The sequence below is a fragment of the Lentzea sp. JNUCC 0626 genome, from assembly GCF_043632865.1.
Lineage (GTDB): Bacteria > Actinomycetota > Actinomycetes > Mycobacteriales > Pseudonocardiaceae > Lentzea.
On sequence record NZ_CP171635.1, the window covers coordinates 3543166 to 3562564 of the forward strand.

The 19399-nt window shown below is 69.3% G+C and carries 21 protein-coding genes; 14 read left to right on the plus strand and 7 right to left on the minus strand.

Annotation, left to right across the window (positions count from 1 at the left end):
• Positions 1 to 185: 185 nt before the first annotated feature.
• Positions 186 to 1457 (minus strand): LLM class flavin-dependent oxidoreductase, encoded by a 1272-nt coding sequence (locus tag JNUCC0626_RS14880; protein WP_394620333.1) that lies wholly within the window; start codon positions 1455 to 1457, stop codon positions 186 to 188.
• A 12-nt stretch (positions 1458 to 1469) separates the two neighbouring features.
• A complete protein-coding gene (locus tag JNUCC0626_RS14885) occupies positions 1470 to 2321 on the minus strand; it encodes an LLM class flavin-dependent oxidoreductase (RefSeq protein ID WP_394620334.1) in 852 nt (283 codons plus the stop codon).
• 177 nt (positions 2322 to 2498) lie between these two features.
• Here JNUCC0626_RS14885 and JNUCC0626_RS14890 point away from each other — a divergent pair, with 177 nt between their 5' ends.
• The 7 genes from JNUCC0626_RS14890 (at position 2499) to JNUCC0626_RS14920 (ending at position 7980) form a co-directional block, all read left to right on the plus strand.
• Complete coding sequence (locus tag JNUCC0626_RS14890; protein WP_394620335.1) at positions 2499 to 3497, plus strand: DUF6745 domain-containing protein; 999 nt, start codon at positions 2499 to 2501, stop codon at positions 3495 to 3497.
• 4 nt (positions 3498 to 3501) lie between these two features.
• On the plus strand, positions 3502 to 3894 hold the full coding sequence (locus tag JNUCC0626_RS14895; protein ID WP_394620336.1) for a hypothetical protein: 393 nt from the start codon (positions 3502 to 3504) through the stop codon (positions 3892 to 3894).
• A 42-nt stretch (positions 3895 to 3936) separates the two neighbouring features.
• Entirely contained in the window at positions 3937 to 4317 is a 381-nt protein-coding gene (locus tag JNUCC0626_RS14900) for a MerR family transcriptional regulator (protein ID WP_394620337.1), read from the plus strand.
• The gene (gene trxA / locus JNUCC0626_RS14905; protein ID WP_394620338.1) at positions 4308 to 4616 is read left to right on the plus strand and encodes a thioredoxin; all 309 of its coding nucleotides are present in this window, start codon (positions 4308 to 4310) and stop codon (positions 4614 to 4616) included. Before JNUCC0626_RS14900 ends, trxA begins: the two co-directional genes overlap by 10 nt.
• 19 nt (positions 4617 to 4635) lie before the next feature.
• Complete coding sequence (locus tag JNUCC0626_RS14910) at positions 4636 to 6219, plus strand: Na+/H+ antiporter (RefSeq protein ID WP_394620339.1); 1584 nt, start codon at positions 4636 to 4638, stop codon at positions 6217 to 6219.
• Between the two features lie 173 nt (positions 6220 to 6392).
• Complete coding sequence (locus JNUCC0626_RS14915; protein ID WP_394620340.1) at positions 6393 to 7397, plus strand: gamma-glutamylcyclotransferase; 1005 nt, start codon at positions 6393 to 6395, stop codon at positions 7395 to 7397.
• 16 nt (positions 7398 to 7413) lie between these two features.
• Complete coding sequence (locus JNUCC0626_RS14920) at positions 7414 to 7980, plus strand: dihydrofolate reductase family protein (protein ID WP_394620341.1); 567 nt, start codon at positions 7414 to 7416, stop codon at positions 7978 to 7980.
• Here the strand turns inward: JNUCC0626_RS14920 and JNUCC0626_RS14925 are convergent.
• Both JNUCC0626_RS14925 and JNUCC0626_RS14930 read right to left on the minus strand, forming a co-directional pair.
• Positions 7973 to 9550 carry a hypothetical protein gene (locus JNUCC0626_RS14925; RefSeq protein ID WP_394620342.1) on the minus strand — a complete coding sequence of 526 codons (1578 nt, stop codon included), beginning with the start codon at positions 9548 to 9550 and terminating at the stop codon, positions 7973 to 7975. The two genes, JNUCC0626_RS14920 and JNUCC0626_RS14925, sit on opposite strands and share 8 nt — an antisense overlap.
• A 102-nt stretch (positions 9551 to 9652) precedes the next feature.
• Complete coding sequence (locus JNUCC0626_RS14930; protein WP_394620343.1) at positions 9653 to 10393, minus strand: TetR/AcrR family transcriptional regulator; 741 nt, start codon at positions 10391 to 10393, stop codon at positions 9653 to 9655.
• A gap of 70 nt (positions 10394 to 10463) precedes the next feature.
• Here JNUCC0626_RS14930 and JNUCC0626_RS14935 point away from each other — a divergent pair, with 70 nt between their 5' ends.
• Positions 10464 to 11642: an FAD-dependent monooxygenase gene (locus JNUCC0626_RS14935; RefSeq protein ID WP_394620344.1), complete on the plus strand. Its 1179-nt coding sequence runs from the start codon at positions 10464 to 10466 to the stop codon at positions 11640 to 11642.
• Here the strand turns inward: JNUCC0626_RS14935 and JNUCC0626_RS14940 are convergent.
• Both JNUCC0626_RS14940 and JNUCC0626_RS14945 read right to left on the minus strand, forming a co-directional pair.
• Positions 11605 to 11781, minus strand: a complete 177-nt coding sequence (locus tag JNUCC0626_RS14940) for a DUF397 domain-containing protein (RefSeq protein ID WP_394620345.1) — start codon at positions 11779 to 11781, stop codon at positions 11605 to 11607. The two genes, JNUCC0626_RS14935 and JNUCC0626_RS14940, sit on opposite strands and share 38 nt — an antisense overlap.
• Positions 11756 to 12604 (minus strand): helix-turn-helix domain-containing protein, encoded by an 849-nt coding sequence (locus JNUCC0626_RS14945; protein WP_394620346.1) that lies wholly within the window; start codon positions 12602 to 12604, stop codon positions 11756 to 11758. The genes JNUCC0626_RS14940 and JNUCC0626_RS14945 overlap by 26 nt, the downstream gene beginning before the upstream one ends.
• A gap of 130 nt (positions 12605 to 12734) precedes the next feature.
• On the opposite strand from JNUCC0626_RS14945, the gene JNUCC0626_RS14950 reads away from it, so the two are divergent.
• The 6 genes from JNUCC0626_RS14950 to JNUCC0626_RS14975 are packed head-to-tail and all read left to right on the plus strand — an operon-like array spanning position 12735 to position 18173.
• Entirely contained in the window at positions 12735 to 13880 is a 1146-nt protein-coding gene (locus JNUCC0626_RS14950) for an efflux RND transporter periplasmic adaptor subunit (protein ID WP_394620347.1), read from the plus strand.
• A complete protein-coding gene (locus JNUCC0626_RS14955; RefSeq protein WP_382444860.1) occupies positions 13877 to 14557 on the plus strand; it encodes an ABC transporter ATP-binding protein in 681 nt (226 codons plus the stop codon). Before JNUCC0626_RS14950 ends, JNUCC0626_RS14955 begins: the two co-directional genes overlap by 4 nt.
• Positions 14554 to 15744, plus strand: coding sequence for an ABC transporter permease (locus JNUCC0626_RS14960; RefSeq protein WP_394620348.1), 1191 nt, complete (start codon positions 14554 to 14556; stop codon positions 15742 to 15744). The genes JNUCC0626_RS14955 and JNUCC0626_RS14960 overlap by 4 nt, the downstream gene beginning before the upstream one ends.
• Before the next feature lie 13 nt (positions 15745 to 15757).
• On the plus strand, positions 15758 to 16246 hold the full coding sequence (locus JNUCC0626_RS14965) for a hypothetical protein (RefSeq protein ID WP_394620349.1): 489 nt from the start codon (positions 15758 to 15760) through the stop codon (positions 16244 to 16246).
• Positions 16246 to 16935 (plus strand): response regulator transcription factor, encoded by a 690-nt coding sequence (locus JNUCC0626_RS14970; protein ID WP_394620350.1) that lies wholly within the window; start codon positions 16246 to 16248, stop codon positions 16933 to 16935. Before JNUCC0626_RS14965 ends, JNUCC0626_RS14970 begins: the two co-directional genes overlap by 1 nt.
• Complete coding sequence (locus JNUCC0626_RS14975; RefSeq protein ID WP_394620351.1) at positions 16932 to 18173, plus strand: sensor histidine kinase; 1242 nt, start codon at positions 16932 to 16934, stop codon at positions 18171 to 18173. The genes JNUCC0626_RS14970 and JNUCC0626_RS14975 overlap by 4 nt, the downstream gene beginning before the upstream one ends.
• On the opposite strand, the gene JNUCC0626_RS14980 is transcribed toward JNUCC0626_RS14975, so the two are convergent.
• Positions 18129 to 19343 carry a YbiU family protein gene (locus JNUCC0626_RS14980; RefSeq protein WP_394620352.1) on the minus strand — a complete coding sequence of 405 codons (1215 nt, stop codon included), beginning with the start codon at positions 19341 to 19343 and terminating at the stop codon, positions 18129 to 18131. The genes JNUCC0626_RS14975 and JNUCC0626_RS14980 overlap by 45 nt on opposite strands.
• Positions 19344 to 19399 lie beyond the last annotated feature (56 nt).

The window sequence follows — 19399 nt, forward strand, 5'->3', positions numbered from 1 at the left end:
GCTGCGGCGAGGAACGTGAGACGAGCGAGATGAAGAGTCAGCTCGTGCGACAGCGGGAGGACAGGATCAAGTCGGCGGTCATCCTGTCCTCCCTTCCCTGCGCTCTTGAGGAGAGCACTCACTCAACGACGCTCACGTTATGTACCGGCCATCGGGCCGGGCAAGGACGTCCACTGGCTGAACAACTATCGGATACCGAGATGATCCCTCAGCGTCGGACCTGAGTACTCGGACCGGAAAACGCCGCGCTCCTGCAACAACGGCACGACGGTGTCCGCGAACTCGTCGAGCCCGCCCGGCGTCACGTGCGGCACGAGGATGAACCCGTCCGCCGCGTCCTGCTGCACCAGATCGTTGATCTGCGTGGCGACGCTGTCCGCCGACCCGACGAACGTCTGCCGCGCGCTCACGTCGATCACGAGGTCCCTGATCGACAGGTTCTTCGCCGCGGCCTTCTCCCGCCACTCCCGCACGGTCTGCGCCGGGTCCTTGAACATCCGCACGCTCGCCCGTCCCTTGGCGATCGTGTTCTCGCCGATCACCGGCTCGACGTCGGGCAGCGGCCCGTCCGGGTCGTACGCGCCGAGGTCGCGGTTCCACACCTGTTCCAGGAACCGGATCGCGGTCGCCCCGCTGACCTGCTGCCGCCGCACCACGGCGGCCTTCTCCTGCGCGTCCGCGTCCGTGTCGCCGAGGACGAACGTGGCCGCGGGCAGCACGACCAGCTGGTCGTGCGTGCGCCCGTACTTCGCCAGCCTGTCCTTGACGTCGCGGTAGAACTTCTGGCCGGCCTCCAGCGTGCCGTGCCGCGAGAAGATCGCGTCGGCGGTCGCGGCGGCGAACTCCCTGCCCTCCTCGGAATCCCCGGCCTGCAGGATCACCGGACGCCCCTGCGGTGAGCGGGGAACGCCGAACGTGCCGCTGATGTCGAAGTGCTCGTCGGTGTGCTCGAACGGCCCCACACCGGTGTCGAAGAGCTTCCAGGCCGTGCGCAGGAACGACTCCGCGCGGCTGTAGCGGTCCTCCTGCTTCAAGAACCCGCCGCGCCGGAAGTTCTCGCCGGTGAACGCGTCCCACGAGGTCACGACGTTCCAGGCCGCGCGCCCGTCCGACAGGTGGTCCAGCGACGCGAACTGCCGCGCCACCTCGTACGGCTCGTTGAATGTCGAGTTGATCGTGCCCGCCAGCCCGAGCCTGTCCGTGACGGCGGCCAGCGCGGCGAGCACCGTGAACGTGTCGGGGCGGCCGACGACGTCGAGGTCGTAGATCTGCCCGCCCTGCTCGCGCAGCCGCAGCCCCTCGGCCAGGAAGAAGAAGTCGAACTTCGCCCGTTCGGCCGTCAGTGCCAAGTGGACGAACGAGTCGAACTCGATGTGGCTGCCCGCCTGGGGATCGCTCCACACCGTGGTGTTGTTGACGCCGGGGAAGTGCGCGGCGAGGTGGATCTGCTTGGTCATCTCCGCACTCCTCTAGACGAACTGGTTGGCGGGCCGGGCGAGACCGAGCCGGTCACGCAAGGTCGTGTGCTCGTACGACGTGCGGAACAGGCCGCGCGCGCGCAGTTCCGGCACCAGCTCGCGGGTGATCCGGCGCAGGTCGCCGTGCAGCCGGAACCCCGCGAACCCCTCCGCGTGCCAGGCGGCGAGCTGCTCGGCGGACGTGGTCGCGTCGGCATCTCGGAACACGAGCCTGTCGGGTACCGACGGATCGTCGCCGAACACGATGTCCCCCAACGGTTCGGACGCCGCGATCAGCGGATGCCCCTGTGGCGGCCGCGGCGTGATCGACGGCCCGCGCACGCTGAACCACCTGCCCTCGAAGTCGATGTAGTGCAGCTTCTCCCGGTCGACGAACCGCCCGGTGGCCTCGTCGCGGATCTCCGCGTCGTCCTCCCAGCTGTCCCACAACCGGCGCAGCACCTCGGCGTAGTCGCGTGCCTCGTCCCAGAGTTCGGGCTCCGGCCCGACCGCGCGGCGCCCGAAGTGCTTGGCGTCAGCGGGATCCAGCGCGACCGTGAGCTGCACGCCCGCCCGTCCGCGACTCACGTAGTCGAGCGTGGCGATCGCTTTGGACAGGTGGAACGGCTCGGTGTGCGTCACGACCGCCGTCGGCACCAGGCCGACGTGCGTGGTCAGCGGCGCGACGCGGGCGGCCGTGAGCACCGCGTCGAGCCCAGGCCGCCCGCCGAGCGAGTCGCCGAACGTGACGAAGTCGAGCGTGCCGTGCTCGGCCTCGCGCACGAGATCGGCCCAATGCGTTGCGGTGAAGGCTTCTTCGCCGGTCGCGTGGAGCGCGGCGGCCAGGTGCAGTCGTGTGCCCACCGGTTCCCCTCTCGTCGTTTATCCGCATTCTGGGCACGTCGGGGAGCCTCGCGCTGGGACGGCCACTGGGTGGGACACCTGGCCGTGGCGGGAATTTTTTCGTGGTTGCGCGACGCGGCGTCCTGGTGTCACGATCTTCCGCATGTCGACTCGAAAGGGCGTGCGCGCCCTCGCGCTGTGAGCGCACCGAGCGGGCTCGAGGCCCGCTCCGCAGAGAGTTCCCCGCGAAGCGTTGACTGGCTCGCCCACGCGCTGAGCACCGCACCCGCTGATCGCCCGGCGGCCGAAGAGGCCGTGGCGACGCTGTACGCGTCCGTCGGCAGGCCGCCGCCGGAGTTCGTCTGGGTGCGCTCCCCCGCCGAAGCGGCAACGCTGTTGCCCGCAGGCAAGGCCGTCCGCAACGACGACTGGCAGTCAGTCGAGGCGCAGATCGCGGCGCAGATCTCGGACCTGCGGTTTCGGCTGCGCCGGCGGTCCGAGTGGCAGGGCGCCGTGAGCGCACTGCGTCCTGTCATCCGCGAAGGCCTCGTCCCGGCCATCAACTCCACCCTGCCGGGCTCGCTCGGCGTGGGCTGGGCGGGCCAGCACGACGCCGACTGGCTGGCCGAGACCGACACGTGGAGCGAACCCGCTCTGCTCGCCCCGTGGGAGACACTCGCCCGCACGGCCGGGTGGTGGTGGCCGCGTGAAGGCCGGTGCGTGATGTCCGATCGCCCGACGGCACTGCACGTGGACGCGAACGCGTTGCCGCACAACGACAACGGGCCGGCGATCACGTTCGCCGACGGCAGCCATGCCTACGCGTGGCACGGACAGACCGTGCCGCGCTGGGCGATCGAGGAACCCGACGTCGTGCGCATCCTCACCGAGCCCAGCATCGAGGTGCGGTTCTGCGCGGCCGAGAACCTCGGCTGGGAGACCTACGTCGAGCAGGCCCGGCCACCGTTGCTCGGCTCGGCGCCCGACCCCGGCAACCCCGGCTTCGACCTGCGCCTCTACGACCTGTGGGACCAGCTCAACCTGCTGCTCGTCGTGAACGGCTCACCAGAACGCGACGGCACCCGCCGCCGCTACGGACTGCGCATCTGGCGCTGGGTGCGCGACCCGCTCGAAGCTACAGCTCAAACCTACGGATTGCGTGCAGACCAGTACGCAAAACTACTACGCCGTACCTAAAAACATGAACCTCGCAGAACTCGTCGACCGCACGAACGTCGACACGCTCGACCACCTCGAGCGCCAGGCCACCGTCCCCGTCGTCACCGGCCTCCAGGCCCAGGGCGACCTGATCGTCATCCCGGTCGACCTGCTCGACCAGCCACCCTCCGCGGCGGCCACCCACGACGTACCACCCGAGGGCGTGCACCTCGTCGCGGCGCTCAACGGCGCCAACCCGCACGTCCTCGTCGCGGACCCAGGAACGTGCCGATGGGGCCCGGAACGCGACGCGACCGTCGTCGAGAACACGGCTCCCGTCTACCTGCTGCACCCCGAGCACGGCGGCACCGGCATCGCACCCGGCCGCTGGCTCATCCGGCGGCAGTGGTCGACGACCGGACTCGTCGCCGACTGAACGTTTGCCTTGACGTGCGCGTCAAGGTCTAGCGTTCGCGGCATGAGGATCGGCGAACTGGCCAAGCGAGCCGGCACCACCACGCGTGCGCTGCGCTTCTACGAGTCCCAAGGGCTCCTGGAAGCGCGGCGCGCGACCAACGGCTACCGCGAGTACGGCGACCACGACCTGCGGCTGGTGCGCGAGATCCAGTCGCTGCAGGCGGTCGGACTGTCCCTGGAGGACACCCGGCCGTTCGTCGCCTGTCTGCGCGCGGGGCACGAGTCCGGTGACTCGTGCCCCGACTCGCGGGAGGTCTACCGGCGCAAGCTCGCCGAGGTGGACGCCTGCCTGGACCGCCTCGGCGTGGTGCGGGAGTTCCTGCTGGCCAGGCTCGCCTTCCAGGACCCGTGTGTCGTACCCGAGGAGACCCGATGCAGCTGACCGACGCCACGTTCGCCGCCGAGACGCGGACGGGCACCGTGCTCGTGGAGTTCTGGGCACAGTGGTGCGGGCCGTGCCACATGCTCTCCCCCGTGCTCGACGAGATCGACCGCGAACGCGACGACCTCACGGTGTGGAAGATCAACGCCGACGAGAACACCGCCACCGCACGGGACTTCCAGATCATGTCGCTGCCGACGATGCTGCTGTTCCGCGACGGCGTGCCGATCCGCCAGATCGTGGGAGCGCGCCCCAAGTCCCGCCTGCTGGCCGAACTGGATGACGCGCTGCGGGCCTGATCGGCCTATCTTCTAGCGCATGCTCGGTCTAGAACTCGTAGTGGTGCTGGGTGTGTGCATCCTCGCGAGCAGCGTCGTGTCCGGACGGCTGCGCGTGGCCGCGCCCGTCCTGCTGGTGGTGTGCGGCGCGGTGCTCGGCTTCGTGCCCGCCCTGGAAGAGGTCAGCCTGCCGCCCGAGGCGATGCTGCTGATCTTCCTGCCGGCGTTGCTGTACTGGGAGAGCCTCAACACGTCGTTGCGGGAGATCCGCAGCAACCTCCGGCCGATCGTGCTGCTCAGCACGGTGCTCGTGCTCGCGACGGCCGCCGCGGTGGCGTCGGTCGCCCACGCCCTGGGCCTCGACTGGGGTCCGGCGTGGGTGCTCGGGGCGGCGCTCGCCCCGACCGACGCGACGGCGGTGTCGGCCATCGCCCGAGGCATGCCCCGCCGCACGACGACCATCCTGCGCGCCGAATCGCTGATCAACGACGGCACCGCGCTGGTGATCTACGCGATCACCGTCTCCATCACCGTCGGAGAGCAGCAGTTCAGCACCGGCCGCGTCGGACTCCAGCTGGTGCTGTCGTACGCGGGCGGCGCGGTCGCCGGGTTGATCGTGGCGTGGCTCGCGGTGCAGGTGCGCAAGCGGCTCGACAGCCCGTTGCACGAGAGCGTGGTCAGCATCCTGACGCCGTTCGCGGCGTTCCTGCTGGCCGAGACGGTGCACGGCTCCGGCGTGATCGCGGTGGTGACGTGCGGGCTGACGCTCGCGCGGGTCGGTCCCCGGATCGTGCGGGCCGACACGCGGCAGGTCAGCTACGCGTTCTGGGGCATCGCGACGTTCGTGCTGAACGGTGCCCTGTTCGTCCTGATCGGACTCCAGGCGCACAGCGCGTTGCGGTCGCTGGACGGCTCGCAGACCCTCGCGACGTTCGGTGCGATCGGACTGGTGTCGGTGACGGTGGTCGGGACGCGGCTGTTGTGGAGTTACACGACTCCTTACGTGATCCGGGCTCTGGACCGCCGTCCGCAGCAACGGTTGCGCCGGGTCGGTGCGCGGCAACGACTCGCGTCGTCCGCCGCCGGGTTCCGCGGGGCGGTGTCGCTGGCGGCGGCCCTGGCCGTGCCGGAGACCGTCGTCGGGGGCGCGCCCTTCCCGTTCCGCGAGGAGATCATCCTCATCACGTCCGGTGTCGTGGTGCTGACGTTGATCGTGCAGTCGATCATGCTGCCCGCCATCATCCGGTTCTCCCAGCTGCCCGAGGACACCGCGCTGGAGGAGGAACTCCGGCTCGCGCAGTCGACGGCGTCCGAGGAGGCCTACGAGGCGTTGCCGCGCCTCGCCGACAAGGTGGGCGTGTCCGACGTCGTCTACAAGCGGGTGCTGGCGGAGTACGAACACCACCTGGAAGTCGTGCGCGCCAAGGAAGCCGGCGACGAGGAGGTGGCCGCGTCCGAACTCCAGTACGCGGCGTTGCGGCTGGAGCTGATCGCGCACAAGCGGGCGACCGTGGTGCGGCTGCGCGACGAGGCGGCCATCGACGACATCGTGCTGCGGACCATCCAGCGCAAGCTCGACGTCGAGGAAGTGCGACTCGCACGGCGCGAGGTCGAGGAAGACTAGTGGTGTGGCTCGGAACGTTGCCGGGGGAATGCGCGGTCAGACGGGTGCATCGTGGTGCCGCCCCCACGCCCTCGTACTGGTGGTACGGGGGCGTGGGGGCGGGGCCGCGAGGCGCCCTGCTGAGTGCGGATTACCTCGCCGACGTTGCGGGCCGCACCACTAGATTCGGTCGCATGATCACTCCGCGGGAGCGCGTGCTGAACCGGGTCGCCGATCACCTCGCCGGGCAGGCCCGTCCGTTGCGGGTGGCGGTGGACGGCATCACGGCGTCGGGCAAGACGACCTTGGCCCGCGAACTGGCCGCCGCCGTCGCCGCTCGCGGACGGTCCGCCGCGCACCTGTCGATGGACGGGTTCCACCACCCGCGCGCCGTCCGGCACCGTCTCGGGCGGGACTCGGCCGACGGGTACTACCAGGACGCCTACGACTTCGCGGCGTTCTCCCGGCTGGTGCTCGACCCGCTCGGCCCCGGCGGTGACCGGCGGTACCGGACGCGGATCATCGACCTGCGGTCGGACACCCCGGTGGACGAGCCCGCCGTGCAGGCCCCGGACGACCTGGTCCTGGTGGTGGACGGCAGCTTCCTGCAACGGGACCTGGAGTGGGACGAGGTCGTGTTCGTGGACACGCCGTTCGCCGTGGCGCGGGACCGCGGAACCCGGCGGGACGCGGAGTTGCTGGGAGGGCTCGAGAAGGCCGAGAAGGCGTTCGACCAGCGCTACCACGCAGCGAGTCGTCGCTACCTGGACGAGGTCGGGCCTGCCGCACGGGCTTCCGTCGTGGTGGTCAACGCGGACGTCGCCCACCCGCTCCTGCACCGGATCGGCGGACCGGCCGACGCGGTGGTGAACCTGTTCTCCTACGGGACCCTGCAGACGCCGTCGGTGCAGATCGAACATTTCGGACGAACGTTGGTGGGCAAGGAGGACGTGCTGCCCGGGTACCGGCAGGACTGGGTGACGATCACCGACCCGGCCGTGGTCGCGGTCAGCGGGACGGACCGGCACCCGATCGTCCGGCACACCGGCGACTCCAACGAATCGGTCGTCGGAACGATGCTGGAGGTGACGACCGCGGAACTGGCCGCGGCCGACCTCTACGAGGTGGACGACTACCGGCGCGCACTGGTGCGGCTCGGGTCGAGCGTGGACGCCTGGGTCTACCTGGCGACGGACTGACGGAAGGATGCCGCGCATGCGGAAACTGGTCTACGGCATGAACCTGAGCCTCGACGGCTACATCGCCACGCCCGACGGCGGCGTCAACTGGGGTGCGCCGAGCGACGAGCTGTTCGAGTGGTGGCTCGAACAGGAGCAGGCCGTCGAGACGTTCCTCTACGGGCGCCGGCTGTGGGAGACCATGAGCTCCTTCTGGCCGACCGGTGACGAGCAGCCGGACGCCACCCCTGCGCAGATCGCGTTCGCCCGCAACTGGCGGGACACGCCCAAGGTCGTCTTCTCGTCCACAATGGCCGACGAGACCCGCTGGAACACCCGCGTGGTGGCGAGCGACGCGATCGCCGAGATCACCCGGCTCAAGTCCGGCGACGGCGGCCGGTTGCGGGTCGGCGGCGCGACGCTGGCCGCCGCCGCCATGCGGGCCGGGCTGGTCGACGAGTTCGAGATCGTCACCCACCCGGTCCTGCTGGGCGGCGGCAAGTCGTTCTACACCGCCCTCGACAGCTCCGTGCCGCTCGAACTCGTGGAGACGCGAACCTTTTCCGGCGTGATCACGCTGAGCCGGTACTCGGTCGTCAGCTGACCAATGACAGGCCCCGGCGGACCGGCTGGGGCTCGGCGGCGGGCGTGGCCGAGGGGATCTCGACCTCCTCGCCGCCGATCTCGCGGGTGATCCACGCGCCCGACTCGACCATGACCTTCAACGTGCGGGTGTCGAGGGCGTTGACGCGGCCGTAGTACCACTCGTCGGTGGCGAGCGGGCCCATCCGGTCGCCCATCCGCTTCTTGATGTCGATCACGCGCTCGAACAGGGTCTGCACGAGGGCCGCGCGGTCGCACGGGCCGTGCAGGCCGTCGCGGATGCGGTCCTCGATGCCGCGCGGGGTGCCCTCGGCGTCGGGCATGAGCATGGTGGTCCAGGCGCGCGACTTCTCGCGGTACTGGAGCTGCTGCATGATGCCCTCGTGCTGGGCGAAGTCGGCGGCGCGGAAAGGCTTGCCGTTCCAGCGCTTCTGCAGGTTCACGGCCAGTGAGAGCGCGCTCTTGAGGCCCGTGTTGAGACCGCGGCCGGGCCAGAAGTGCAGCGAGTTGGCGGCGTCGCCGAGCAGGAAGCCGAACGTCGACGGCGCGAGCTGGGCGGTGAACTTCGACATCTGCTGCATGCCGAGCGTGAACGAGTTGATGCCGACGACGTCCGCGACGCCCACGCCGAAGAACCGCAGGCCGTCGAGGATCCGGGGCCACAGGTAGGAGAGCTTGTCGACGGACGGCTTGAACACCGCGCGGTGCTTGTCGCAGACGAACCGGCCGTTGGTCGAGGGGCGCATGGAGCAGCCGAACTTGCCGATGCACGACACGGGACCGCTCTCACCGAGCGCGACGATCTCCGACGCCTCCTCGGCGGTGAGGCGCATGTTGATGAAGCCGCCGCCCATCGAGTTGAACAGGAACCTGTTCTGCGCCACCGTCAACGGCACGGTGTGCTCGTCGGGGGACTTGGCCGTGACGCGGATGCCGAGCACGCGCTCGTCGAGCGGCGAACCGTCCACTGAGAACAGTTCACGGCTGGGGGTGCCGAACTGGTCCTTGAACGCCTCGCGAGTGGCGGACCGGGCGCCGTCGGCGATGGCGAGCACGTGCAGGCCGTCGAACTTCGCGGGCGGGGTGTAGGCGTCGGCGACGAGGTCGATGCCGTAGACGTCCTGGGCCATGTCCAGCAGCGCGTCCTCGATCCAGCGGATCTTGATGTTGCGCGGCCGTCCCTTGGACTTCGGGGAGTCCGGGCCGAGCGGCCACATCTCGGAGAACTTGCCGGGGGCGAACAGCCGGTTCTGCACGGCGAGGGGCAGCGCCGCCCAGACGTTGCTCTGCAACGTCACGACCTGCTCGCGGCGGTTGTTGCCGTCGGACAGGCCCTTCCAGACGACGCGGTTGTTCGCGCGCTTCCAGCGGCGGTCATGCACGCGGACCTGGACCGCGTCACCGAGCTGCGCCTTGAGCGTGCAGGCGAACGCGAGGCCGACCGGGCCGCCACCGGCCACGTCCACTCGCAGCGGAGCGTTGCGGCGCAAGGGAGTCACCCGGCTGCCCTGCTTCGGCAGCAGCAGCGTCGGACCGCACTGGCCGATCATCACAGTCTTCTCGTCAGCCATGGCCCTGTCCCCTCGTTCCCGTTCGACAGCGGGTACACGTGACAGTTCGGGCAACGGTTCAAGGTGTTTCGAGGAAATTTTTCCCGGCAGGAAAACCGGTGGTCAGGCCCCTGCGCGCTGCCGGACGAGCACGTCCACCCCGTCGAGGATCCGGTCCAGGCCGAACGCGTAGCCCAACCGGCGATCGTCGGGCGCGGTGCCGGACGGGTAGTCGAACGCGCCCGCGTCGACGGCCGTGCGCAGGGCGGGGAACCGTTGCGCGTCAACGAGACCACCGAGCAACGCGCTGTAGGCGGCGACCGACTCCCCCGAGGCCGCCTGCCCCAGGTCCGTGCTCAGCCGCGCGGTGGTGAGCATGTAGTTGGCGACGAGCAGGACGACGCCGGCCTTGTCGCTCTCGCTCAGTCCGGTACCGGCCAGCACGCGGAGCGCCCGATCGGTCCACGCCAGCTGGTTGGGCGTGACCGGCGGCCCGGTGATGGGCAGGTGCACGATCCAGGAGTGGGCGTGCAGCATCAGCCACTGCGCGTCGCACCAGCGCCGCAGGCCCTGGCGCCAGTCCTCGCAGGGCTCGTCGAGGTCGGCGGGCACGGCCGCCACCGAGTCCAGCATCAGCAGCAGGATCTCGTTCTTGCTCTTGACGTGCCGGTAGAGCGACATCGTGGTGAAGCCCAGCTGCTTGGCGATCTTGGCCATCGACACCGCGTCCAGGCCACCGGCGTCGGCCGCCTCCACCGCCGCGCGCACGATGCGGTCGAGGCTCAGGCCCGGCCTGGGTTCCGGCGCCGGTGCGTTCAGGCGCCCCCAGAGCACGTCGAGGCCTTCCGGCAGCTTGTCGTTCATCGGCACCACTTTATTCGGGCTCGTCAGCGGCTTGCACCGCAACGGCAGTGTATGCCATACACTGCCGTGTATGGCATACACAGCAGTAGTGGTGGGCGGCGGCATCGCGGGCTCGGCGAGCGCGATCGCGTTGCACAGGGCGGGCATCACCGCGGTCGTCCACGAGGCGTACGAGCAGACTGCGGACAACGCGGGCGTGTTCCTGACCCTCGCGGCGAACGCACTCGACGCCCTGCGCGCGCTGGACCTCGACGTCAACGACCTGGGCTTCGACACCCCGCGCATCACGATCACCAGCGGGTCCGGCCGCAAGCTCGGCGAACTGCCGTACGGCACGAGCAGAACCGTCAAACGGGCCGACCTCTACCGCACGCTCCGCGACGAGGCCGTCCGCCGCGGCGTGCGGTTCGAGTACGGCAAGCGGCTCGCGGACGCGCGGGACACCGGCGACGGAGTGCTGGCGACGTTCACCGACGGCACGACCGCCACCGGCGACCTGCTGATCGGCGCGGACGGCCTGCGGTCGCGCACCCGCGAGATCATCGACCCGAACGCACCGGGCGCGCGCTACTCCGGACTGCTCAACACCGGCGGCTACGCACGTGGCGTCACGGTGGACAGCGCGCCGGGCATGATGAACGCGCTCTTCGGCAGAAGTTGCTTCATGGCCTACACGGCCCACCCGAACGGCGAGGTGTGGTGGGTGGCGAACCCTCCGAGCCCCACCGAACTGTCCACGATCACGCCTCAGGAGTGGCGGTCCCGGCTGACCGAGCTCTTCCGGCGCGACCGCGGCCCCGCCGCGGACATCATCGCGGCGACCGACCGGATCCACACCGGCTGGAACACCTACGACCTCCCGACCGTGCCGCACTGGCACCGCGGCCGGATGATCGTCATCGGGGACGCGGCCCACGCCACCGCCCCGTCGATCGGCCAGGGCGCGGCCATGGCGATCGAGGACGCCGTCGTCCTGGCGAAGTGCCTGCGCGACAGTCCGGACATCGCCTCGGCGTTCGCCGCGTACGAACGACTACGCCGTGCACGGGTGGAACGCGTGGTAGCCCAAGGAAACCGCACCGGCGGCTGGAAGGCGCTCGGACCCGTGGCCCGGATTCCGCGCGACCTGATCATGAGCCTGGCCATGAAGCTCGTGACGCGCGACCCGAGCCAGTGGATCTACGACCACCACATCGACTGGGACGAGCCGGTCAGCGCAACCCTTGCACGAAGCTCGCCCACGCGGTGACGCCGAAGCTCAGGACGCCGGTGGACGGCGACTTCGAGTCACGGACCAGCGCCCCGGACAAGACCGACACCTCGACGCAGTCACCGTCTTCGGTCGCGCCGCTGTAGCTGCTCTTACGCCAAACGCGTTCCTGCTGCATCGAAGTCCTCTCGCGGTCGGCCGACGTACTCCGCCAGCTTGCTCCGCGATTGTTCCTCATCCAAGGCAACCTCAGCCAAACGGTCGAACAGCAGACGGGCCCTCACGATCGCAGCGGGATCCTGCACGAACACGTTCACGAGGTCGCCCTCGATGAACGCCACGGGCATCGCCTTCTCGAACTCCCACAGGGTGCATCCCGTGGCCACGACCGGCGCATCGGCAGGGACGACCCGGACCAGGTGCACGTTGAACAGCAGCCTCGCGTACTGGTCTTCCATGACGCGAGGACCACCGACCTGCGTCTCCAGCGCGTGTTCGTGGATGTAGAAGAGGCACTTCGGCCGGTTGTGGCGCCGCAGGATCGACTGGCGGTCGCTCCGAGACTGCACGAGCGCCGGGATTCGCTCCTCCGTGACGAATCCACCCATCCGGTAGAGCGCGTCCGTGTACTCGGGGATCTGCAGCAGCCCAGTGAGCGACTGCGGGTCGTATCGCATGATCGTCTTGGCTGTGGACTCCGCCATCGCCAGCGCGCGGAGGTTGTCCGGAACCAGCACGATGTACTCGTCGAACGCACGGCTGAAGCGGCGTTTGAAGTCCTCGAAGAAGTCGATGTCCTTGCCCAGCATGGAGAGGTACTGGACGAGGTCGATCTCGCTGGGGCGGTACTTGCCGTTCTCCAGGGTGGAGACCTTGCTGGGGTCCCAGCCCAGCTTGATCGCGAACGCGGCGCCGGTGAGATCGGTGGACTTCTCGCGTACTTTGCGGAGTTCTTCGCCCAGGTCCCGGCTGTACGCGGTGGAGGGGGTGCTGGTGGCCATTCCTCGACCGTAGGGGTTGCTCGAAAAGCAACAAGGTGCTCATTCGGGTGAAAACGGTCAGGCTGATCTTCAGCTCGCTGCCAGGAAACTCGCAGCCCGGACACAGCTTGGCGGACGACGATCCCGAGCCATGACTCGACGTCGCAGATCCTTGGTGATCAACGGACTGCTGGTGGTGGTGCTCCTCGGTGCCGGTGTGGCCGGTTACCTGGTGTTCTTCGGTTCCTCCGGCAGTGCCCAGTCCGCCACCGCCACCCGCACGGCCGCTGCCGCCAACCGCGACGTCAGCGAGGTGGTGACGGCCTCGGGCACGGTGCAGAGCTCCTACAGCGCCGCCGCCTCGTTCGGCGCCAGCGGCACGGTCACCGAGATCAACGTCAAGGTCGGCGACGTGGTGACGAAGGGCCAGCAGCTCGCGAAGCTCGACCCCACGCAGGCGCAGTGGCAGGTCGACATCGCGCAGGGCAACCTGAACGCGGCCCTGGAGAAGGGCACGAACACCAACGCGTTGCTGACCGCGTACCGGCAGGCGCAGCTCGCCCTCCAGCAGGCCAAGGACAACCTGGCCGCGACCGTGCTCACGGCGCCCGGTGACGGCACCATCACCTCCGTCACCGGAGCGATCGGGCAGAAGGTCGGCAGCGGCAGTTCCTCCTCCAGCAGCAGCACCGGCTCCACTACCGGCTCGACGTCCAGCAGCACCACCAGCGCGTCCGGGTTCGTGGTCGTCACGGACCTGAAGAACCTCGTGGTGAAGGCGAACGTCTCCGAGTCCGACGTCAGCAAGCTCAAGGCCGACCAGACCGCGACCGTCACGGTGAACGCGATGGCGGGCACGCCGATCCAGGCCAAGGTCACCACCGTCGACCTCACCCCGACCACCGCGAACAACGTCGTGCAGTACGGCGTGAGCCTGGCTCTCACCCAGCCGCCCGCCGAGCTGAAGCCGGGGCAGTCGGCGAGTGTCGAGGTCACCGTCGCCTCTGCGACCGGGGTGCTGGCCGTACCCGCCGCCGCGGTGCAGACCGTGAACGGCGCGAGTTCGGTGGCGGTGCTGGAGAACGGTGCCGAGACGCGCAAGACCGTCGAGATCGGGGTGCGCGGGGACCAGTACGTGGAGATCAAGTCTGGGCTGACCGCCGGTGAGGAAGTGGTTCTCCCTCAGGTCAGCACCTCCAACAACAGCACGAACCGCCAACAGCAGGGCACCGGTCAGTTCCCCGGCACCGGTGGGGGCAACCGCAACGGCGGCGGGTTCACCGGGACCGGTCGATGAGCCCGGTCATCGAGGTCCGGAACCTCCGCAAGGTCTACGGCGCGGGAGACACGGCCGTGCACGCGTTGCGGGGCCTCGACCTGACCGTCGAGAAGGGCGAGTACCTCGCGATCATGGGCGCGTCGGGGTCGGGCAAGTCGACGTTGCTGAACATCCTCGGGTGCCTCGACGTCGCGTCGTCCGGCCAGTACCTGCTGGACGGGATCGACACCGGCGAGTTCGACGAGGAGCAGCTCTCGTTGCTGCGCAACCGGAAGATCGGGTTCGTCTTCCAGTCCTTCAACCTGGTGCCGCGGACAACGGCACTCGCCAACGTCGAACTCCCGCTGGTGTACGCGGGAGTTCGACGTGCCCAACGGCGCGAGCGGGCGTTGGCGGCGCTCGACCTCGTCGGTCTGAAGGACCGCGTGCACCACCGGCCGAACGAGCTTTCCGGTGGCCAGCAACAACGTGTGGCGATCGCGCGGGCGTTGGTGACGTCGCCCGCGATCGTGCTGGCGGACGAGCCGACCGGCAACCTCGACACCGAGTCGAGCCGCGAGGTCCTCGGCATCCTGGACCGCCTCAACGCGAGCGGGCGGACGGTCGTGCTGATCACGCACGAGGACGAGGTCGCGGCGCACGCCATGCGCACGGTCCGGGTGGTCGACGGCCGGGTCGCGGGGGTGCTGGTGTGAGGATCTTCGAGATCGCCGCGTTCGCGGTGCGGGGCCTGACCGCCAACAAGATGCGGTCCGGGCTCACCACGCTCGGCATTCTGATCGGCGTGGCGTCGGTGATCATGCTGATCGCGGTCGGCAACGGCGCGTCGAGCGCGGTGGAGCAGAGCATCTCCGGGCTGGGCACGAACATCCTGACGATCAGCCCGCAGCGCGCCCAGCCCGGCAGCACCGCGAAGCCGTTGACCACGGCGGACGCGGCCGCGCTGGTCGGGCCGGACTCCCCCGACGTCAAGTACGCCTCGCCGGTGGTCTCCGCGCAGGCGACGGCCGCCTACGGCGACACGACGCACGACGTCGGCCAGTTCATCGGCTCCGACCCCCAGTACTTCGCCACCACCAACAGCGCGGTCGCGTCCGGGAACCTGTTCTCCGCCGACGACGTGCAGCAGGCGCGCAAGGTCGTGGTGATCGGGTCGACGGTCGCGACGCAGCTCTTCCCCGGCACCGATCCGGTCGGGAAGTCCGTGCTGGTCAACAACATCCCGTTCACCGTCGTGGGCGTGCTGGCGGCCAAGGGGTCCAGCGGGTTGCAGGACGCGGACGACGTCGCGGTGGCGCCGTTGACGACGACGCAGAACGCGCTGACCGGCTACGGCAGCCTCACCCAGATCGTGGTGCAGGCGCAGTCCGCGGACGCGTTGCCCAACGCGCAGGCTCAGGTGACGACGGTGCTGAACGGCCGGCACAAGATCACCGACACCGCCGACTACCGGATCCTCAGCCAGGACCAGCTGCTGACCGCGCGCACCGCGACGACCGAGACGTTCACCGTGCTGCTGGCGTCGGTGGCGGCGATCTCGTTGCTGGTGGGCGGAATCGGCATCACGAACATCATGCTGGTGACCGTCACCGAGCGGATCCGGGAGATCGGCATCCGCAAGGCCGTGGGCGCGCCGCGGTCGTCGATCCTCGGGCAGTTCCTGATCGAGGCGACGCTGCTCAGCCTGTTCGGCGGCGCGTTGGGCGTGGCGGCCGGGGTGATCGGCAGCCAGTTCACCATCGCGGGGATCCAGCCCGTGATCGTGCCGTCGTCCGTGCTGCTCGCGTTCGCCGTCTCGGCGTTGATCGGCCTGTTCTTCGGCAGCTATCCCGCCTCCCGCGCGGCGAAGCTCCGTCCCATCGAAGCTCTCCGGCACGAATGAGGAGTTTTCCGCTGTGACCAATCCACTCGACCAGCCGCTCGAGAACGATCTCTCGGCCGAGCTGAAGGAACGCAAGACGGGTTTTGGCAAGACCACGATGATCCTCGGCGTCGCGGTGCTCGCGATCGTCGCGTTCGTCGGCGGTGTGTTCGTGCAGAAGTCGTTCGGTGCCAGCGAAACGCCCACCCGCCAGAACGCAGCCGGGCGCCAGTTCCCCGGCGGTGGTACTCCCCCGTCCGGGACCAACCGGCAGGGCGGCGGCCAGTTCGGGCGCGGCACCATCGGCACGATCGACCACGTCGACGGCACGACCGTCTACGTGAAGACGCAGAACGGCCAGGTCGTCAAGGTGTCCACTTCGGACTCCACGAAGGTGGAGATCTCGTCCGAGGGCAAGCTATCGGATCTGAAGGCCGGCCAGCAGGTCGTCGTGCAGGGCCAGGCGGGCTCGGACGGCACGGTGTCCGGGCAGACGATCACCCAGCGCCCGGCCACCGGCTGATGCAGGATTCCCGGGTGGAACGGGGCCGGTTGCTCGTCGTCGAGGACGAACCCAGCATCCGCGAACTGCTGTGCGCCAGCCTGCGTTTCGCGGGGTTCACCGTGGCGAGCGCGGCGACCGGCTCCGAGGCGTTGACGGCGGCGCGTTCGGAGCTCCCGGACCTGGTGCTGCTGGACGTGATGCTGCCCGACCGGGACGGGTTCGAGGTGGTGCGGCGCCTGCGTTCGGACGGTCTTCGCGTGCCGGTGCTGTACCTGACCGCGCGCGACGGCGCGGACGACCGCATCACCGGGCTCACGATCGGCGGCGACGGCTACATCACCAAGCCGTTCAGCCTGGAGGAGGTCATCGCCCGCGTGACGGCCGTGCTCCGACGCACCCGCCCCGACTCCTCCGACGTGCTGACCTGCGGTGACCTGTCGTTGGACGTCGACAGCCACGTGGTGCGGCGCGGCACGCGGGTCGTGGAGCTGTCGCCGACGGAGTTCCGGCTGCTGCACTACCTGATGCGCAACAGCGGCCGCGTGCTGTCGAAGACGCAGATCCTGGACCAGGTGTGGTCGCACGACTTCGACGGCGACGTCGGCGTGGTCGAGTCGTACATCTCCTACCTGCGGCGCAAGGTGGACGCATCCGACCCCCGGCTGATCCACACGGTGCGCGGCCTGGGGTACATGATCCGCCCATGACGTTGCGCGTCCGCCTGGTGGTGGTGCTCGTCGCCCTGGCGGCCGCGGGCCTGTTCGGCACGTGGCTGATCGGATCCTCCGTGATGGAGCGGTACCTGCTCGGCCAGGTCGACGCCCGCCTGGACCGCGTGGTCTCGGTGCCGCGCGCGTTCCCCTTGCGGGAGAACGTGATCGTGCGCGACTCCTCCGGCGTCGTGTCCGGGACGGTGTTCGACGGGTTGCCGGAGTTCGGGGAGCTGGAACCCGGCTCGCACGTGACGGTGGGGTCGCGTCGGGTGGTGGTGCGCGACCTCGACGGGACCGAGCTGATCGCGTTCGCGGACCAGTCGGAGGTGGACCGAGCCGTCGACGACCTGCGGCTGGCGTTCCTGCTGATCTCGCTCGGGGCGTTGATCCTGGTCGGGATGGCCGGATATGCGCTGGTCAGGGCGTCGACGCGGGCGCTGGAGGAGGTCGAGCAGGTCGCCGGGGAGATCGCGGCCGGTGACCTGTCCCGCCGGGTGCCAGTACGCCGACCGAGCTCAGAGGTGGGCCGGCTGGCCGCCGCGTTGAACACGATGCTCGGCCAGATCGAGTCGGCGTTCGCCGTCCGGGTCTCCTCGGAGAAGCGGATGCGACAGTTCGTGGCGGACGCCTCCCACGAACTCCGCACCCCGCTGACGTCGATCCGCGGCTACGCCGAGCTGTACCGGCAGGGGGCGGCTTCCTCTGCTTCTGATGTTCTGGGGCGGATCGAAGACCACGCCGCCCGGATGGGGGTTCTGGTCGACGACCTGTTGCAGCTGGCCCGGCTCGACTCGGAGCAGCCGTTGGCGCTGTCGGAAGTCGACCTCGTCGTGCTGGTGACCGACGCCGTCGTCGACGCCCGCGTGCAACGACCGGTATCGCTGGAGTTGCCTTCGGAACCGGTGCGCGTCGAGGCGGACGAGGCCCGCGTCCGCCAGATCCTCACGAACCTCCTCACCAACGCCCTCCTCCACACCCCACCCGGCACCCCCGTCACCGTCCGCCTGACCTCCACGACGTTCGAAGTCGCCGACCAAGGCCCTGGCATGACCACCGAACAGGCCGCGCGCGCGTTCGAACGCTTCTACCGCGCCGACCCCGCCCGCGGCCCCGGCGGCACCGGCCTGGGGCTCGCGATCGTCGACGCCCTCGTCGTCGCCCACGGCTGGCGGATCACCCTCGACACCTCACCCGGCAACGGCGCTGTGTTCCGTGTGGTCTTCCGGGCGTGAGCGGTTGGGCCAGGTCCGTTCGTAGTGCTCTTCCGGGAAGTCGCTGGGGCTAGACCCTGTCACGTGCGCTAGATGAATTTGCTTTTGATAGAGGTTGTTACGTTCGCAAGAGGGTGCAGCAGGGATGTACATGACGTTGCCCCAGCCCTCCTGGTTCTGCACGGGCGCGACGCTGTGGATCATGTCGCAGTGCCACCAGACGCTGTCACCGACGTGAACGTCCGGAATTCCCGTTAGAGCCTCCAACAAGAGTGAGTGGTACTCACTGCTGACGGGAAAGACCTGGTTGACGGTGACGCCGCACATCTCGTCGTCGGGGACGTCGTCGAGCAGGGGGCGCAGCATCAGGTACGCCATCGCGCCAGGGATCGGGACGGTGTGCAGCACGCCCTGGTCGTGGGCCATGTCGGACAGCGCGGTCCAGCCCTGGAAGGTGCGGAAGACCGAGCACATGGTGGTGCCTGGGTACTGCGGACCGGTGGTGCGGTGGGCGGCGTCCCAGGGGTCGTACTGCTCGGGCGTGCCGTCGAACAGGTGCCGGAACGCCTGCTGGTACTCGGCGGTCATCCAGAGGTCGAGGGTGCCGGGGTCGAGGTGGGTGCCGAGGCCGTTCGAGTCGGTGCCGGGCGGGCGGCGGCGGATGCGGTCCGGGTAGCCGACGTCGGTGGCCGGGTCGAACCAGCCGTCGTGGTGCCACAGGCCGTTGAGGAAGCGTTGGACGGTGGCCATCCGCGGGTGGCTGCGCGCCTCGGTCTGCGCCGGCGACCAGTAGATCGGGTAGATCTCGGGCTTCGAGCCGACGCTGCCGAAGAAGTCGTCGCCGGGGCCGCGGTAGTGCGCGAAGAAGTCGTTGCTCTCGACGTAGTCGACGATCGAGGCGTCCCAGGCGAGGGCTTGCGAGCGGTCGAAGTGGTTGCGGATGACCAGGCAGCCGCGGCGCTTGACGAGGTCGGAGTCAGCCGCGCCGGACTCGATGTCGGCGTAGTCGAGCACCGGCCAGCCCTGACCGGACCTGACGTCGTCGACCTCGCGCCGGATGCGGTCCTCGACGACCGCGAACACCTCTTCGACGGTGCGACCGGACGCCTCGATGCGGGCGCGGATCGCCTTCTTGATCTCTTTGATGGCTCGGGGCAGGTCAGCGGGGGTCGTGTCCCAGCTCGGCAGCATCGCGACTTCCTTCCAGTAAGGCCTCCTAACTTGGAACCATAAGCGTGTCGCGCGCT